We start from the raw sequence: 16377 nt of genomic DNA on the forward strand, positions 1-16377 counted from the left end.
GGAGAGCCCCTGTGTCGAAATGGCGCGACGGACCGGGCTAGCCCACGAAATCGCGCGGTCTCTGCGTGGCGGAGCGGACCACCCACCCGAATTTGGCCCACCTTGTCCTACATCCGGTAGGTTCGCTCCATGGCGAACTCCTCTGCGACCGTGCCTCGCCCGGTTCTTCCGCCCTCGCACGAGCCCACCAAGAGCGGCTTCGCCGCCGACGATGTTCCCCGGCCGCTCGGCCGCTACGTGCTCCTGCGGCGCATCGCCCGGGGGGGCATGGGCGAGGTGTTCCTCGCCTCCACGACCGGCCTCGAGGGAGCGGAGCGCCCGGTCGTCGTGAAGATCATCCGCCGCGAGCACGCCTCCGACCCGAGCTACATCGCCCGCTTCCTGGACGAGGCGCGCGTGCAGGCGCAGCTCCAGCACTCCGGCGTCGCGCAGGTGATCGAGGCGGACGTCGATCCGGCGACCGGCGAGCCGTACGCGGTGGTCGAGCACGTCGAGGGCCGGAGCCTCGGCGAGGTCCGGGCCCGGGCGGTGCAGCTCGGGCACCGCTTCGACTGGGCGGAGGCGGTCGCGATCGCGACGATGATCGCCGAGGCGCTCGCGCACGTGCACGAGCGCCGGGACCCGTCGGGCGCCGCGCTCGCCATCGTGCACCGCGACCTGTCGCCTCAGAACGTGATGCTCGGGTTCTCCGGCGACGTGAAGATCATCGATTTCGGCACCGCCCGCGGGCAGAACCGGCGCTGCCATACGGTCGCGGGCGTCGTCTTCGCGAAGCCGGGCTACGTCGCGCCGGAGGTCGCCAACGGGGACCCGGGCGACGCGCGGGTCGACCTGTACGCGCTCGGGATCATGCTCTGGGAGCTGTGCGCGGGGCGTCGCTTCCTCCAGGGCGACGCGCAGACGCACATGGCCGCGGTCGCGCGCAACCAGAACGACCCGCCGCCCATCGCCGTGGGGCTCGGGGCTCCGCCGTCGCTCGACGCCGCGATCGCGCGGCTCACGGCGTTCGACAGGGAGGCGCGGTACCCGTCGAGCCGCGCCGCCGCGCGCGATCTCGCCGCGCTCCTCGGGGCGGCGGTCGCCCTGCCGGGCGGCGAGCGCGGCGTGCGGGCGCGCGCGGCGCACCTGATGCAGCGGCTCTTCCCGGGCGAGCCGGGGCGCTCGCGCAGCGAGTTCGCGAGCCTCGTCGCGGCCGCCAAGGCGCACCGCGCCACCGCCGTGACGCCGGTGAGCCCCCGCGCCGAGGCGATGGCCTCCGCCGAGCGCGGGGACGAGGGCATGCTGCCGGGCACGCGGTACCGGCTGCTGCGCGAGATCGGGGCGGGCGCGAGCAGCACCGTCTACGAGGCGGAGCACGTCGATCTGGGGCGCCGCGTGGCGCTCAAGGTCGTCTCCGCCGAGCACTCCGCGACCGATGTCGTCGCGAACCGCTTTCGCCGCGAGGCGCGCGTGCTGTCGCGCCTCTCGCACGAGCACCTCGTGAAGGTCCACGACTTCGGCATGGCCGCGGATGGCCGCCTCTTCTGCGGCATGGACCTGCTCGAGGGCGAGACGCTCGACGCCGTGCTCGCCCGCGGAGCCGCGATCGACTGGCGCGACGCGCTCGCGATGGCCGTCAAGGTGCTGCGCGCGCTCGAGCTCGCGCACGCAGAGGGCCTCGTGCACCGCGACGTCAAGCCCGAGAACCTGTTCCTGACGCGTCCGAGCGGCGCCGCGGGCTCGTCCTCCGTGAGCGAGGCCGGGCTGAAGCTGCTCGATTTCGGGCTCGCGAAGTGCCTCTCCGAGGATCGCGGCGAGGCCGACGGCGTCGCGGACGCGACCGGCGCGGGGGAAGGCCCCGCCCGGGCTGCGATCGCCATCGTGGGGACGCCCGAGTACATGGCCCCCGAGCAGGCGGCGTCCGGGCGCATCGACGGGCGCGCCGATCTCTACGCGCTCGGCTGCGTCCTCTACGAGATGCTCACCGGGCGCCTGCCGTTCGTCGAGCCGAGCCTCGTCGCGCTGCTCGACGCGAAGATCAAGGGCAGCCCCGAGCGCCTCCGCGAGCGCGCGCCGGCCCGGCAGATCCCGTCGTTCGTCGACGAGCTGGTGATGCGCGCGCTGGCCCGTCACCCGAGCGTCCGCTTCCAGAGCGCCGCCGAGATGCGCGAGGCCGCCCTGAAGGCGCTGGCGACGCCCGCGCGCACGCGCGCTCGCCGCCGCGCGGTCGGGTTCGCCGCGGTGGCCGCGGTGATGACGCTCGCGGGCGTGCTCGTCGTGGGCAAGGGGCGCGAGCTCGCGGCCGGCGTCCCCGCGAGCGTCGCGCTGCGCGACGTCGCGGGCGAGGCGGCCTCGCCGTCAGGCGGCGCGGCTCAGTCCGCTGCGCCTGGCGACGCCGCTCAGTCCGCTGCGCCTGGCGACGCAGCTCAGTCCGCTGCGCCTGGCGACGCCGCTCAGTCCGCTGCGCCCGGGGCGCCGGCAGCTGCGCCCGGCGTGCCAGCGACGGCCGCAGAGGCGCCGGCGACGGCCGCGGAGCCGCCGTCGGCAGTCGCGGCAGCTGCGGCGCTCGCCGCGGCGGCCGCGCCGGCGCCGGGCGCCCCCGCGGCCCCCGGCGTGCCCGTGGCCAGCGCGCCGGGGCAGGGGGCCGACGCGCCTTCGGCCCTCGCGGTCGCGCCCGAGGCGGTCGCGCTGCGCGCGCCGGTCGCCCCAACTGCGGCGGCGGGCGCCGCGAAGAGCGAGGCAGCGAAGCAGCCCGCCAGGGGCGAGGCCTCTGCGCGCCCGGTCGTGGCCGCGCGCACTTCAGCTCCGAAGACGACCGAGAAGCCTCCGGCGCGCGACGCGTCCGACCGGAGCTCTCGCGAGGTCGCGAAGCGCGAGACGAAGGCGCGCGAGCGATCGTCCTCGTCACCGGCGCGCGAGTCCGCCGCGCCCGCTCCGTCACCTGCGCGTGGCGAGGCTGACACGGGAGAGAAGGGCGGGCACGAGGATCGCAGCGAAGCGAAGCGGCGCCGTCACAAGCGGCGGTCCCGGGTCGCCAAGGCCGAGTAAGCTGCGCTCCACGCGGCGCATTTCTCTCGCGCGCCCGCGGCGGCGTTGTATACCGCGCAGCCTGCGATGGCTCAAATCGCCCTGTCCGCGCCGGGTTCGAACGCCGTTACATCGGGCCCACCGCACCGCGCCATCCTGCGGCTCGCGCTGCCGACCGTGGCGGCGATGCTCACCCAGAGCATCGTCAACGAGGTCGACATCGTCTTCTTCGCGCACCTGCCGTGCCCGGAGTCGTCGAACGCGCACGCGGCGCTCCTGCCGTCGCTGATCGTCCTCTGGCTGTTCGGCGGTTCGCTCAGCGCGATCTCGGTCGGCACGCAGGCGTTCACCGCGCGTCGCTTCGCCGAGAAGCGCCCCGAGGACGCGGGCGCGGTCCTCGCAAACGCCCTGTTCTTCGCGCTCGTCGCCGGCGTCGTTTTCTCCGCGATCGGCTACCTGACGATGCCCTACATCCTGTCGGTCATCATCAAGGTGCCGGACGCGCGCCAGGCGGCGCTCGACTACCTCGGCTGGCGCCTGCTCGGGGTGACGTCGATGGCGGCGACGTTCGCGCTGAAAGCGTTCTTCGACGGGATCGGCAAGACGCACATCCACCTCGTCTCGGCGCTCGCGATGAACGCGCTGAACATCGTGCTCTGCGTCCTGCTCATCTTCGGCAACGCGTCGCTCGGCATCCCGAAGTACGGCATCGCCGGCGCGGGCATGGCGGGCTTCATCTCGACCTACGTCGGCCTCGCGATCATGCTCGGGTACGCGCTCCTGCCGCAGTACCGGCGCGCCTACCGCCCGTTCGCCGCGAGCAAGCTCTCGGCCCCGCTCACCTGGTCCATCCTCAAGCTGTCGATCCCGAGCGCCGTCGCGACCATCGCGATCATGACGGGCTTCGGCCTGTTCTACGCGATCGCGAGCAAGCTCGACCAGGTCGCGCCGGCGGGCGTGATCTCGCCGCTCTGCCCGGGCGGCCGCGCCGAGCCCGTCTACGGCGCGGCGACGACCGTGATCGTCGGGATCCTGAAGCTCACGTTCACGGCCTGCCTGGCCTTCGGCACGTCGACGGCGACGCTGGTGGCGCAGTCGCTCGGCGAGAAGGACGGCGACAAGGCCGCCCGCTTCGGCTGGGTCAGCGTCCGGCTGGGGCTCGCGATCTTCGGGGTCGTCGGCCTGCTCGAGGCGGTCTTCGCCCCGCAGATCCTCGCGTTCGCCAGCAGCAGCGAGCTCGTCCAGGCCGCGGCGCTCCGGCCGCTCCAGGTGATGGGCATCTGCACGCCGCTCGTCGCGGTCGGCATGATCCTCACGCAGGCGCTCTTCGGCGCGGGCAACACGCTGTTCGTGATGGTGGTGGAGCTCATCCTGCACTTCACCTGCCTCGTCCCGCTCGCGTGGCTGCTCGGCATCACGCTCGGCTTCGGCCTGATGGGCATCTGGACGGCCGGCGTCACCTACGTGGTCCTGCTCGCCGCGGCCATGGTGTGGAAGTTCCGCTCGGGCGACTGGAAGAAGATCCGGCTCGACGCCCAGGGGCAGCCCGACCAGGCCGCGCTCGGCGAGGGCGGCGGTCCGAGCGCGCAGGGGCTCTGACCCGGCCCGCTCACCGGGGGAACGCGGCGGCGTTCCCGCCGTCGACGGTCACGACGCAGCCCGTCGTGGCCTCGGCGGTCGCGAGGTAGAGGAAGCCCTGCGCCACGTCGGTCGCGGTGGTCTCGCGCCGGAGCAGGTTGTCCCGGAAGTAGTCGTCGATCGAGACGTTGCGGGCGCGGGCGCGGGACTCCAGCAGGCCGGCGTCGAACAGCGCGGTGCGGATGCGGTCGGCGTTCACGGCGTTGGCCCGGATGCCCTTGGGGCCGAGGTCGACGGCGTACTGGCGCATGAGCGCCACGAGCGCCGCCTTGGCGACGGCGTAGGGGCCGAAGTCGGGCCCCTGGTTGAACGCGCTCTTCGACGCGTTGAACAGGAGCGCGCCGCCCGAGTCCTGGGCGAGCAGCACCCGCGCCGCCGCCCGGGCGACGTTCTGGTGGCCGAGCAGGTTCAGCTCGAGCGACGCGCACAGGGCCTCGTGCCCCTCCGACGTGTGGATGGAGCCCGAGAACGCGCGCCCGGCGTTCGAGACGACGATGTCGACGCCGCCGAAGTGCGCCGCGACCTGCGCGAACGCCCGGTTCACGCTCGCCTCGCTGCGCACGTCGCAGGCGACCTTGACGCAGCGGCCGCGGTGCCGACCACCGAGCTCGGCTACGGCCTTCTCGAGCGGCTCCTCGTCGCGATCGACCAGCGCCACGTGCGCCCCCGCCGCGAGGAACGCCGCCGCCGTCGCGTGGCCGATCCCCGAGGCGGCGCCCGTGATCAGCGCGATCCGCCGATCCAGCGGGCCTCGATGGCTCGCCCCGAGCTTCAGCTTCGCCTGCTCGAGGCTCCAGTACTCCATGTCGAAGAGGTCGAGCTCCGGGACCGGCTGGTACCCCCCGAGCGCCTCGGCGGCCTCGATCACGGAGACGGTGTGCTCGTAGACGTCCGCCACGATGTCGGCCTCGGCGCGCGAGCCGCCGACGCACAGCGCGCCCACCCCTGGGAACAGCAGCACCCGCGGGAACGGATCGAGCTCGTCGCGCGTGACGCCCCGCGCGGCGCAGGAGCGGCGGAAGTACTCGTGGTACTCGGCCACGTACCTCGCGATGGCCTGCTCGACGGCCGCGCGGAAGCGCGCCGTGTCGTTGACGTCGTGGCCGTCGACCACGAGCGGCCGCGCCTTGGTGCGGATGACGTGGTCCGGGGTCGCGCAGCCGATCTGCGAGACGCGGGCGAGGTCGTCGCGCTCGCAGAACGCGATCAGCTCCAGGCTGGTGCGGAGCGTGCTGACCCACGGGCGGCCCGAGGCGCGGGCGAGCGCGCCGCGGACGACCGGGCCGATGGCGGCGCGGATGTCCGGGTCCGGCGCCGCGACCGTGGGGTGCGAGACGATCGCGCTGCGCTGGACGACGTGGCGCTCGGCGCGCGTCACGGCGTCGATCATGCGCGTGTAGCTCTCCTCGGCGGTGTCTCCCCACGTGAAGACGCCGTGCTTGTCGAGGATCATCAAGGACGGGAGCGCTCCTCGCTCGAGGCGCTCCCGGACGAGCTCGGCGACGCGGCGCGCGAGCAGGAAGCCCGGCATCACGTACGGCACGAAGAGCACCTGGTTCCCGTAGATCGCCTCGATGACCTCGGCCGAGCCGCCCGTGTCGATGACCGACAGCACGGCGTCGGCGTGCGTGTGATCGACGAATTTCGCGGGGATGATCGCGTGCAGCAGCGCCTCGACCGACGGCGTGGGGCTCGCCGGGTCCAGCATCTGGCCGCGCAGCAGCGCGACCATCTGCTCGTCGGTCATCCGCTCGAGCGCGCACGCGCGCTGGAGCGGCGCGAGGCGGCACGCCGGGAAGCCGCGCGGCTCGATGGTCGCGAGATCCCAGCCGCTGCCCTTGATGAAGAGCACGTCGACGCGATCGCCGAGCAGGTCGACGGCCGTGCTCTTGACGCTCGTGTTTCCCCCGCCGTGGAGGACGAGCGACGGGTCGGCGCCGAGCAGGCGGGATGTGTAGACGCGGAGGGCGAGATCCTCGCCGCAGGCGGCGGCGTAGGTGTCGAGGTAGCGCTGGGCTTCGTCGTTGCTGTGGCGAGAATCCATCGACCGGCCGCCTACCCCAGGGACGGGGGCGCCGGAAGCCCGCCGCTCAGTAGCGGTAGTTCTCGGCCTTGAACGGGCCCTCGGCGGGGACGCCGAGGTACTTCGCCTGCTCCTGCGTCAGCTGCGTCAGCTCGACCCCGAGCTTCGGCAGGTGGAGCGCGGCGACCTTCTCGTCGAGCCGCTTCGGCAGGAGGTGAACGCCGACCGTGTATTTCTCCGTCCACAGGGCGATCTGGGCGAGGACCTGGTTGGAGAACGAGGTCGACATCACGAACGACGGGTGGCCGGTGGCGCAACCGAGGTTCACGAGCCGGCCGCGCGCGAGGACGATCAGCCGCTTGCCGTCCGGGAAGATGAAGTGATCGACCTGCGGCTTGATGTTCTCCTCCTTGATCTCGGGGTTCTTCTCGAGCCACGCGATCTGGATCTCGGAGTCGAAGTGGCCGATGTTGCAGAGGATCGCCTCGTCCTTCATCGCGATCATGTGCTCGGCCCGGACGACGTCCTCGCAGCCGGTCGCCGTGACGAAGATGTCGCCGACCGGCGCGACGGTCTCGAGGCGCTTCACCTCGTAGCCCTCCATGGCCGCCTGGAGCGCGCAGATCGGGTCGATCTCGGTGATGATCACGCGCGCCCCGAGGCCGCGCAGCGACTGCGCGCACCCCTTGCCGACATCGCCGTAGCCGCACACAACCGCGACCTTGCCGGCGAACATCACGTCCGTGGCGCGCTTGATCCCGTCGCCCAGCGACTCGCGGCAGCCGTAGAGGTTGTCGAACTTGCTCTTCGTCACCGAGTCGTTGACGTTGATCGCCGGCACCTTCAGCTTGCCGGCGCGGTGCATCTCGTAGAGCCGGTGCACGCCCGTCGTCGTCTCCTCCGACAGCCCGCGGATCGGGTCGTTGCCGGTGAAGAGCTCCGGGTGCTTCTCGTGGGCGATGATCGTGAGATCGCCGCCGTCATCGAGGATCATGTTCGGCCCCTTGCCGCCCTTGAAGGCGTAGAGCTGCTGCTCGATGCACCAGTCGTACTCCTCGAGGGTCTCGCCCTTCCAGGCGAAGACCGGGACGCCTGCCGCCGCGATCGCCGCCGCCGCGTGGTCCTGCGTCGAGTAGATGTTGCAGCTCGTCCAGGTGACCTCGGCGCCGAGGGCCACCAGCGTCTCGATCAGCACCGCGGTCTGGATCGTCATGTGGAGGCAGCCGGCGACGCGCGCGCCCTTGAGCGGCTGCGTCGGGCCGTACTCGGCCCGGAGCGCCATCAGGCCGGGCATTTCCTTCTCGGCGATGCGGATCTCCTTGCGACCCCAGTCTGCAAGGGTGATGTCGGCGACCTTGTAGGAGAGCTTCTTCTCAGCAGTCATGGTGTCCCTTTGCCTTTTTCGGTGAATGCGCTCGAGCGCGCGCCGCGCCAGCCGACGAGCAGCTGCCAAACCAGGTGTCGATCCGGACCTTCGCCCTGCCAGGCGGACGGCAGCCGTCGGATCTCGACGCCGACGAGCCCCGCCTCCTCGGCGAGGCGGCGGAGGTCGGCCGGCGAGAAGCCGAGCCAGATGTCCGCCTCCTGCTCCCGCAGCGTCTGATCGTGGTGCGCCTCGTAGTCGAGCACGCACACCGCGCCGCCGCGGGCGGGCAGGGCGTCGTCCGCGTGGCCGGGCGCGGCAGGCCGCGCGAGGTCGACGAGCGCGCGCATCGCCTTCGCCGGCTGCGGCGCGTGGTGCAGCACGCGGGCCGCGAAGACCACGTCGGCGCCCCCCGAGAGGGCCTCGCCGGCCGCCGGCGGCTCGCCGCCGAGCGCGCGGGCCACGGCCCGGATCACCTCGGGCCCGTCGATCTCGCCGCACACGAGCTCGACGTTCTCGAGGCTGCGCCGCCGCATGCGCTCCCCTGCGAGCTGCAGCTGGGCGCTCGCGCGATCGAGCGCGACCACGCGGTCGAAGACGGGGGACAGCACCTCGAGCAGCGCCCCATCGCCCGTGCCCGCGTCGACCGCCAGCCGGCGGTGGGGCAGGAGCGGCGCGAGCGCGGCGAGGTACGCGGCGAGCTCGGAAGGCGGCCCCGGGCGCAACGGGCGCCCGCCGCGCGCGAAGAACTCGCGGGTCTCGGCGTCGCGCGCGGCGAGCACCTCCTCGATGCGCGCGAGCGTCCCGTCCGCGGCGCACGCGCGCTGACCAGCGCGCACGGCGTCGTCGACAACGGGGTCGGTCGTGGCGCGCGGGTCGAGGCGGAGGAGCGTCCACGTGCCCTGGCGCCGCGCGAGCACGATGCCTGCCTCGCGGAGGGCGGCCGCGTGGCGCGAGATCTTCGGCTGCCCCTCGCGCAGCAGCTCGGCCAGCTCGCCGACGGCGAGCTCTTCCGACGCAGCCAGGCCGAGCAGCCGCACCCGCACCGGATCGGCCAGCAGCCGGTACAGCTCGCACCGCGCGATCGCCTCCACAGGCTGGGCCGGGACCTCCGCAACCGTGACCACGAATGCTGTATATGCGTCGATGCACATAGATGCAAATCGAATATCTGTGACCCTGCTCACGCCACACAATGGCGGCGTGGTCTGCGCCTTCCGGGAGGGGGGGTGAGGAACCACCGGCAAGGGGAGCCATGCCCCGGGGCCGGTACGGGCGAAGGTGGCGAGAGGGGGCTCGGGCCCTCGCGCGCTGCGCTCCCGCGCGAGCGGACACCGGCAGCCATGGGAGGAACTCCCTGCACGGCCGAGCGCGGCCGGGCCCTTTCCGCCCTGTTTTTGATCTCGTCTGTGTCGCGGCGCCCACGCACCGCGGCCCGCAGTGGACGGTGGCTCAGCCGAACGAGCGCACGGCCTTCTCGAGCTTCGTCTCTTCGGAAGAGCGGAGCAGGCCCACGGCGACCACGGTGAGGCGCTCCGGCCGGAACAGCGCGCGCGCGGCGTCGCGCACGTCCGCGACCGTGACGCGGGCGAGCTCCTCGTGCCGCGCCTCCGGGGTGCGGGCGATGTCCGCGAGCGCGGAGAGCCCGTAGAAGCCCGCGGTCGCCTCGGGATCGTCGAGCATCGCCTCCACCGACCAGAGGTGGCGGTCCCGCGCCTTGGCGAGCTCGTCCTCGCGCGGCCCGGTCTCGGCGAGCTCGCGGAGCAGCGCGAAGAGCTCCCGCACCACCACGGTCGCGCGGTCGTGCTGCACGCCCGCGGCGATGTCGACGACGCCATCGTCCTCGTACGCCTCGAACATCCCCGACACGTCGTAGCAGAGGCCCAGCCGGTCGCAGATCCGCTCGTACAGCCGCGTCGACATGCCGTCGTCGAGGACGCGGAGCAGCATCTCCACCGCGGGCTCGCGCGGGTCGCGCTCGCTCACGCCGCGGAACGCCACCCGCAGCTCGGTCTGGCTCGACTGGTTCTCGATGAAGCGGAACCGCGGCTTCTTCTGCCCGTTCGGCGGCGGCGTGGCGGGCACCTGCTCGCCGCGCGGCAGCGCGCCGAAGTGCCGCTCGGCGACCCGCGCGCACGCCTCGGGATCGAACCGCCCCGCCACGCAGAGCACCGCGTTCGCCGCCGTGTAGTGGCGGGCGTGGTGCGCGCGCAGCGTCGGCTCGTCGAAGCGGTCGAGCGCGTCGATGCCGCCGGTGATGGTGAAGCCGAGCGGGTGCCGCTCGTACATGAGCGCGCGGGCGTTGTTGTCCGCGTCGATGTCGCGCCCCTCGTCGTCGAGGTCCTCGAGGATCTCCTCGCGCACGATGCCGCGCTCGACCTCGATCGCGGTGAAGCGAGGCGACGTGGCGACCTCGCCGAGCAGGGCGAGCACCGGATCCAGGTTCGCCGGGGGCACCGAGATGCTCATCACGCCGTGGTCCACGTGGGTCGCCGCGTAGAGCGTCCCCCCGAGGCGCTCGAAGGCGAGCGCCTGCGCGTGCGCCGTCGGCAGCGTCGGCGTCCCCCGGAACACCATGTGCTCGAGGAAATGAGAGATCCCGTTGTTCTGCTGGGTCTCGAACCGCGAGCCGACGCGCAGGTAGAGCGAGGCGACCGCCCGGTGCACGTGCGGTTGCGGGACGAGCACGACCTTGAGGCCGTTCGAGAGGACGATGTCCCGAGCGTCACGCAGCGGGAGCGACGTCATTCCCCCTCGTCTTCGAGCGGCAGCTCCGGCGCGCCGGAGCCGTCCTCGGCCGGCTTGGACTCCTTGAGGAGGTTCTGGTCGTACTTCACCTCGCTGCCGATGGTCGACTTCAGCCGCCGCATGTACCCGACGAGCGCGTCGTTCTGCTTCGCGGCCCGCATCGCCGAGGTGTAGAACTCGCGGTCCTTGTCCCATTGCTCCTGGCTCGCGGAGGTCTTCTCCTTGAGCTGGATCACGGCATAGCCGTTCTCCAGCGCCACGACGTCCTTGGGCAGGTCGCCCGGCTTGTCGAGCTGGAAGGCGATGCGCGCGGGCTCCGTGCTGTCCTTCGCGTCCGAGATCGGCGAGCCCGAGACGTTGAACGGGAGGCTCGCCTCGACCGTCGGCCGGTTCGGGTGGGTCGCGATCGTGTAGGGCGCCCGCGCCTCGCCCGGCTCGGCCTGGCCGTCCTTCTTGGCGTCCGCGCCCTCGTCCTTGGCGCCGTCCTTCTTCGCGGCCTTGTCGGCCGGCTTCGCGGCCGTCGAGGCGGCGCCCGGCGCCGCGGCCGTCGCGCTCTTCGCGGGCGTGAGCTGCGCCATGTAGGCCGCGAGCGCGTCCTCCAGCGACTTGCCGCCGGCCGCGGCGGCGAGCACCTGCTTCGCGGCCTCGGCCGCGAGCCGCTCCGACTCGTGGGCCACGTAGAGGTCGCGCGCCGCCTCCAGGCGGCCGATCCGCTCGGCCTCGGCGTCCTTCGCGATCTGCTCGAGCTTGATCACGTGGAAGCCCTCCTCGGTCTCGATGAGGTCCGACACCTCGCCCGCCTTCATCTCGAAGAGCTTGTCCTCGACAGGCTTGCTGAGCCGGCCCTTGGTCACGCAGCCGAGCTCGCCGCCGCGCGCCGCGCTCGGATCGTCGCTCGCGCTGCGCGCCACGTCGGCGAAGCTCTCGCCCTTCTTGAGGCGCTGGACGGCCTGCTCGATCCGCGCCTTCGCGGCGGCCTTGCCCGCCTCCGGGCCCTGCTCGGCCTCGTCGGGCCTCACCTCGACCGCGAGATCTCGCGCGACCCGGCACTCGGGCAGATACTGCGCCTTGCGCCCCTCCCAGGTCTTGTCGAGCTCTTCCTTGTTGGCGTCGGCCCAGGCCTGGATCGCCTTCTCCGAGGTGTCCACGATGAGGTCGCTGTAGAAGCGCCGATCGAAGCGCACGTAGCTGAGCGTGCGGGTGGACTTCTCCCGCGAGAACTGCTCGAACGCCTCGTTCTCGCCGACGCGGACCCGCGCGCGGATGAAGTCGCGCATCCGCGCGGCGATGAGCTCCTTCCGCTGGTACTCGCGGAAGTCCGTCGGGCTCATCTTCGTGATGTTCCGGATTTGCTTCTCGTACTGCTTGCTATCGAACTTCTTGGTCTGGCGGTTGCGGACGTCCAGGTAGCGAATCAGGTCCTCTCGCAGGTTGAGGGCGTAACCGACCTGACGGATCTTGTCCGCCGGGAGCGAGACACGCACCCTGCCGGCCACGAGCTCGGCCGTGAGCTCGTCGTCCGAGACGCTGATGCCGAGGCGCTTCGCGTCCTCGTTGAGCAGCCACCGCTCGTAGAGACCCTCCGCCGTGAGCCGCCGGTACCCCATCGCCCGCAGGCGGTTCTCGTCGACGGTGCGCATCGCGAGCAGGTTCCGCGAGGCGTTGAACTCGACGGAGGAGATACAGCTGCCTCGGACCTCGACGACGCACGTGCTCGCGGCCGACTGCACGGGGCCGGTGTTCGGGCGAAACTGGACGATGAAGACGACGGCGATCGCGATGACGATGGCGGCGCCGAAGATTTGGCTCAGTCTGTTCACGAAGGGCTCGCTCCCGGGGCGCGCGCTGCTCGCTCCTCGAGCAGCCTCTCGCCTTGGCCTGGCGCGGCATAGCACGGCGTCGACGGCGTGTCTTTACGGCGGTCGAGAGCGGGGCTAGGGGCTCATGCCATGGCAAGCTCGAAGTCACACCTCCCTGATTGCGGCCTCTACCTGACGACGAAGGCGCTCCCCGGACACGAGGACAAGGTGCCTGCCGGCATCCTCGTCTCCTTCCACAACCACTCGGACAACGGTCTGCCGACGGTCACGACGCCCGATCACAACGTCCACAACCGCTGGCACTTCCATGGCCCCGCCGTCGCGTTCCGGGGCACGACGTGGGCGGACTCGCTGCAGCGCCTCCCCGCCGAGGGGTTCTACACGCTCCGCAAGGAGCTCACGTTCGACGGGGGCAACTGGCCGAAGGGCACGCTGGTGCAGCTCGGTTATACGCAGGCGGGCATGCCTATCCTGTTCATCGCGCGCGTGCGCTCGCGGCTGCAGGAGAACGACCTCTTCTTCTCCGACAAGGGCGTGGGCATCAAGCGCGACCAGCTGGCGCTGCTCGAGCCGGTCTCCGTCTTCGAGGAGCCGAACGACGGCTCCGGCCACCAGCCCGACCACGCCGACGCTCACTGAGCGGCCCGTCGTTCCCGTCCCCGCTGAATCCCCAGCCAGACGCCCGCAAGCCGTCCCCCGGGCACGGAGTGTGCTTGTAATTTTCTTTCGTGATTCGACGCAGAACCCTCACTCCTCCGTCGCTCCAGATTCCGCCTCAGCTCCTGGCGAACCGCCGCAGAAGCCCGCGCCGCGAGCTCAGCGAGCGCGTTCGCCTCGAAACCGGGGATCGCGCGGTGTCCGGCTGGACGCTGAACGTCAGCGTGGGCGGGCTTCGGGTGGTGATAGAAAATTCACTCGATCCCGGTACGGAGCTAACGGTGTGGCTCGACGGCAGAGCCCCGCGCCCGGGCCGGATCACCTGGGTCCAGGACGAGCCGGACGGATCCATCGTGGGCGTTTGTTTCCTGGACGACGGGAACGACGGGAGCCCGGGCCCGTCACGGTCGAGCTCGTGAGCGAGCACAAACGCGCCGGCGCGCCAAAGCGCCACACGCCCATGTCAGCGCTGTCAGCTTGACGAGCGGCCCGCAATTTTGCGATGGATGTTCCTGCTGGCATGGGGGTAGCCGGGAACCAGCGGAAGATGCCGACACCCGCGGAGATAAAGAAAGCCCTGCTCCAGGCTGGATTCGAGGTTTACCGCACCCGTGGCGACGCTGTGCACGTCGCGGAGCGGGTGAGGGAGAACCTGCTCATGGATTCGGGAATCGTCGTGGGCGCCGAGCCGCTGCGGGTCGGGTTTGTCGTGCGCGCCCAGCGCAACGACTTCCCTGGCGCGGCGGACGAGCAGCTCTTCGAGCGGGCGCGCGGTCTGGCCGAGCCCGCCGTGGCGCGAGGCTACACCGAGGGCGAGGCCGCCCTCCGCGACGTCCGCGACCCGGGCGATGGCGAGCGGACCCTGGATACATGGTGCGAGGTCAAGTTCGAGAAGCCGGTGGCGTCGCTCGAGCTCGCCGTCAGCGAGGTGGGGTTCGCCCTCTCGCTGGAGAAGACTGCCCTGCCGCGGTAAGCGGTAGACGATGCCTTTCGACCGAGCCGCGAGCCTGCTCGGCCCCGACGGCCCGTTCGCGCGCGGGCTCCAGGGGTACGAGGACCGCGAGGGGCAGGTCGCGATGGCGAGCGCCGTCGAGCGCGCGATCGCCGAGGACCGCATCCTCCTCTGCGAGGCGGGCACCGGGACCGGCAAGACGCTCGCCTACCTGGTCCCCGCGATCCTGAGCGGCCGCAAGGTCGTCGTGTCGACCGCGACGAAGGCGCTCGAGGACCAGATCTACACGAAGGACCTGCCGCTCGTGGCGGAGCACCTCCGGCTCGATCCGCGCGCGGCGCTGGTGAAGGGGCTCGGCAACTACCTCTGCCTTCGTCGCTTCAACGAGCTCCGCCAGAGCCCCGGCGCGGGCGCCGGGACCGCGGGGCGCTCGCTGCCGCTCCTGGAGGCGTGGGCGCAGGAGACCGAGATGGGCGACGTCGCGGAGCTCGCCTACCTCGCCGAGGGGGATCCGGTCTGGCGCGAGGTGGCGTCGTCCAGCGAGACGCGGCTCGGGGCCTCGTGCGACTACTTCGACGAGTGCTTCGTCACGCGGATGAAGCGCGACAGCGAGTCGGCGCGGCTGCTCATCGTCAACCACCACCTCTTCTTCGCGGACCTCGCGCTGAAGATCGCCGGGGCGCGCCGCGGCTTCGCCGGCGCCGGCGCGCTGCCGCCGTACGACGCGGTCATCTTCGACGAGGCGCACCAGCTCGAGGACATCGCGACGAGCTTCTTCGGCGTCCGCGTCTCGCGCGCGCGGGTCGACTCGATGCTCCGCGACGCCGACCGGGCCTTCATCTCGTCCGGCCTCGCCGATCGCATCCTCGGGCGAGGCGAGGGGACGGCGATCACGGCCGTGGTGCGCGAGTCCTCGGACGCCCTCTTCGATCGGCTCGCCTCGCTCGGCGGCGCCGCTGGCAGCGCGGATCGCGGCGAGGCCCGGGTCCCGCTCGCCAGGGACGCCTGGTCGGGCGAGCTGCTCGGCGCCTACCATCGCCTCGACAACCACCTCGAGGCGCTCGCGGGGTACGCGAGCGCGAACGCGATCAACGAGGCGGTGCAGCTCGTCGGCAACCGCGCCGCGCAGCTGCGGGACGACGCCGAGCGGATCGTCGATCCGGCCACCAACCAGGTCACGTGGGTCGAGGTGCGCGGCCGCTCCGTCTCGTTCGGCGCGTCGCCGGTCGATCTCGGCGACATGCTGCGCGAGCACGTCTTCGATCGGATCGGCGCCGTGGTGCTGACGAGCGCCACGCTCACCACCGGCGGCTCCTCCGGGTCCGGGTTCAGCTTCCTCCGCTCTCGGATGGGCCTCGACGAGGACGTGGCGGTCCCGGTCGACGAGCTCGAGGTCCCGTCTCCCTTCGACTACCCGAACACCGCGCTGCTCTACACGCCGCGCGACCTCCCCGAGGCGACCGACGCGGCGTTCGTCGAGCGCGCGGCCGATCGCATGGACGAGCTCATCGGCATCACCGGCGGCGGCGCCTTCGTCCTCTGCACGTCGATCCGCGCCATGAAGGCGCTCGCCGCGGCCTTGCGCATCCGGCTCGCCCGCGCGCCCGGCCATCCGTCGCGGCCGGTCGGGGGCGCGCCGCGGCAGCAGCTCCCGCTGCTCGTGCAGGGGGACGCGCCGAAGGGCGCGTTGCTCCGCCGCTTCCGCGCCGAGCGGCACGCCGTGCTCGTCGCGACGATGAGCTTCTGGGAGGGGGTCGACGTCCCCGGCGAGGCGCTGCGCCTCGTCATCATCGAGAAGCTGCCGTTCGCGGTGCCGACCGATCCGGTCGTCGCGGCCCGGTGCGCGTCGATCGAGCAGGACGGCGGCAACCCGTTCATCGCCTACAGCGTCCCGCAGGCCGCGATCACCCTGAAGCAGGGCTTTGGCCGGCTGATCCGCACGCGCACCGACCGCGGCATCGTCGCGATCCTGGACCGCAGGGTCCGCACGCGCGGCTACGGCCGCGTGCTGCTCGACAGCCTGCCCGACGCGCGCCGGACGGAGCGCATCGAGGACGTGCGCGCGTTCTGGGCCACTGCGACGGCGGAGCCGTCAGGAGAAGCGCCGCTGCGGAGCGACGAGCCGCCGTGAGGCGCTGGGCGAGCGCGCGGTGAGCTGAGCGCGCGGCGG

11 protein-coding genes are annotated in these 16377 nt (G+C 72.1%); 6 read left to right on the forward strand and 5 right to left on the reverse strand.

Features of this window, described 5'->3' with window-relative positions; translation table 11 throughout:
- The first annotated feature begins 129 nt into the window (after positions 1-129).
- Both WME85_RS17740 and WME85_RS17745 read left to right on the forward strand, forming a co-directional pair.
- Positions 130-3027 carry a protein kinase domain-containing protein gene (locus WME85_RS17740; RefSeq protein WP_437839735.1) on the forward strand — a complete coding sequence of 966 codons (2898 nt, stop codon included), beginning with the start codon at positions 130-132 and terminating at the stop codon, positions 3025-3027.
- Positions 3028-3093: 66 nt separating this feature from the next.
- Positions 3094-4605 (forward strand): MATE family efflux transporter, encoded by a 1512-nt coding sequence (locus WME85_RS17745; RefSeq protein ID WP_437839736.1) that lies wholly within the window; start codon positions 3094-3096, stop codon positions 4603-4605.
- A 10-nt stretch (positions 4606-4615) separates the two neighbouring features.
- Here WME85_RS17745 and WME85_RS17750 read toward each other — a convergent pair whose 3' ends face one another.
- The 5 genes from WME85_RS17750 to WME85_RS17770 form a co-directional block, all read right to left on the reverse strand.
- Positions 4616-6688, reverse strand: a complete 2073-nt coding sequence (locus WME85_RS17750; protein WP_437839737.1) for a bifunctional aldolase/short-chain dehydrogenase — start codon at positions 6686-6688, stop codon at positions 4616-4618.
- Positions 6689-6734: 46 nt separating this feature from the next.
- Positions 6735-8051: an adenosylhomocysteinase gene (gene ahcY, locus WME85_RS17755; protein WP_437839738.1), complete on the reverse strand. Its 1317-nt coding sequence runs from the start codon at positions 8049-8051 to the stop codon at positions 6735-6737.
- Positions 8048-9157, reverse strand: a complete 1110-nt coding sequence (locus WME85_RS17760) for an ArsR/SmtB family transcription factor (protein WP_437839739.1) — start codon at positions 9155-9157, stop codon at positions 8048-8050. The genes ahcY and WME85_RS17760 overlap by 4 nt, the downstream gene beginning before the upstream one ends.
- Positions 9158-9482: 325 nt before the next feature.
- Positions 9483-10778 carry a M16 family metallopeptidase gene (locus tag WME85_RS17765; RefSeq protein ID WP_437839740.1) on the reverse strand — a complete coding sequence of 432 codons (1296 nt, stop codon included), beginning with the start codon at positions 10776-10778 and terminating at the stop codon, positions 9483-9485.
- The gene (locus WME85_RS17770) at positions 10775-12598 is read right to left on the reverse strand and encodes a peptidylprolyl isomerase (protein WP_437839741.1); all 1824 of its coding nucleotides are present in this window, start codon (positions 12596-12598) and stop codon (positions 10775-10777) included. The genes WME85_RS17765 and WME85_RS17770 overlap by 4 nt, the downstream gene beginning before the upstream one ends.
- A gap of 129 nt (positions 12599-12727) precedes the next feature.
- Here WME85_RS17770 and WME85_RS17775 point away from each other — a divergent pair, with 129 nt between their 5' ends.
- From WME85_RS17775 to WME85_RS17790, 4 genes are all read left to right on the forward strand, one after another.
- The gene (locus WME85_RS17775; RefSeq protein ID WP_437839742.1) at positions 12728-13237 is read left to right on the forward strand and encodes a hypothetical protein; all 510 of its coding nucleotides are present in this window, start codon (positions 12728-12730) and stop codon (positions 13235-13237) included.
- 89 nt (positions 13238-13326) lie between these two features.
- Positions 13327-13674, forward strand: coding sequence for a PilZ domain-containing protein (locus WME85_RS17780; protein ID WP_437759241.1), 348 nt, complete (start codon positions 13327-13329; stop codon positions 13672-13674).
- A 239-nt stretch (positions 13675-13913) separates the two neighbouring features.
- On the forward strand, positions 13914-14228 hold the full coding sequence (locus tag WME85_RS17785; protein ID WP_437839744.1) for a hypothetical protein: 315 nt from the start codon (positions 13914-13916) through the stop codon (positions 14226-14228).
- A gap of 10 nt (positions 14229-14238) precedes the next feature.
- Entirely contained in the window at positions 14239-16338 is a 2100-nt protein-coding gene (locus WME85_RS17790; RefSeq protein WP_437839745.1) for an ATP-dependent DNA helicase, read from the forward strand.
- Positions 16339-16377 lie beyond the last annotated feature (39 nt).

Source organism: Sorangium sp. So ce1153, assembly GCF_051521595.1.
Classification (GTDB): domain Bacteria; phylum Myxococcota_A; class Polyangia; order Polyangiales; family Polyangiaceae; genus Sorangium.

Bases quoted from the DNA above. Each gene is read 5' to 3' on its own strand.
- WME85_RS17785 (WP_437839744.1), top strand. From the start codon at position 13,914: ATGGATTCGGGAATCGTCGTGGGCGCCGAGCCGCTGCGGGTCGGGTTT.
- WME85_RS17775 (WP_437839742.1), top strand. From the start codon at position 12,728: ATGGCAAGCTCGAAGTCACACCTCCCTGATTGCGGCCTCTACCTGACG.
- WME85_RS17745 (WP_437839736.1), top strand. From the start codon at position 3,094: ATGGCTCAAATCGCCCTGTCCGCGCCGGGTTCGAACGCCGTTACATCG.
- WME85_RS17740 (WP_437839735.1), top strand. From the start codon at position 130: ATGGCGAACTCCTCTGCGACCGTGCCTCGCCCGGTTCTTCCGCCCTCG.
- WME85_RS17790 (WP_437839745.1), top strand. From the start codon at position 14,239: ATGCCTTTCGACCGAGCCGCGAGCCTGCTCGGCCCCGACGGCCCGTTC.
- WME85_RS17765 (WP_437839740.1), bottom strand. From the start codon at position 10,778: ATGACGTCGCTCCCGCTGCGTGACGCTCGGGACATCGTCCTCTCGAAC.
- WME85_RS17750 (WP_437839737.1), bottom strand. From the start codon at position 6,688: ATGGATTCTCGCCACAGCAACGACGAAGCCCAGCGCTACCTCGACACC.
- ahcY (WP_437839738.1), bottom strand. From the start codon at position 8,051: ATGACTGCTGAGAAGAAGCTCTCCTACAAGGTCGCCGACATCACCCTT.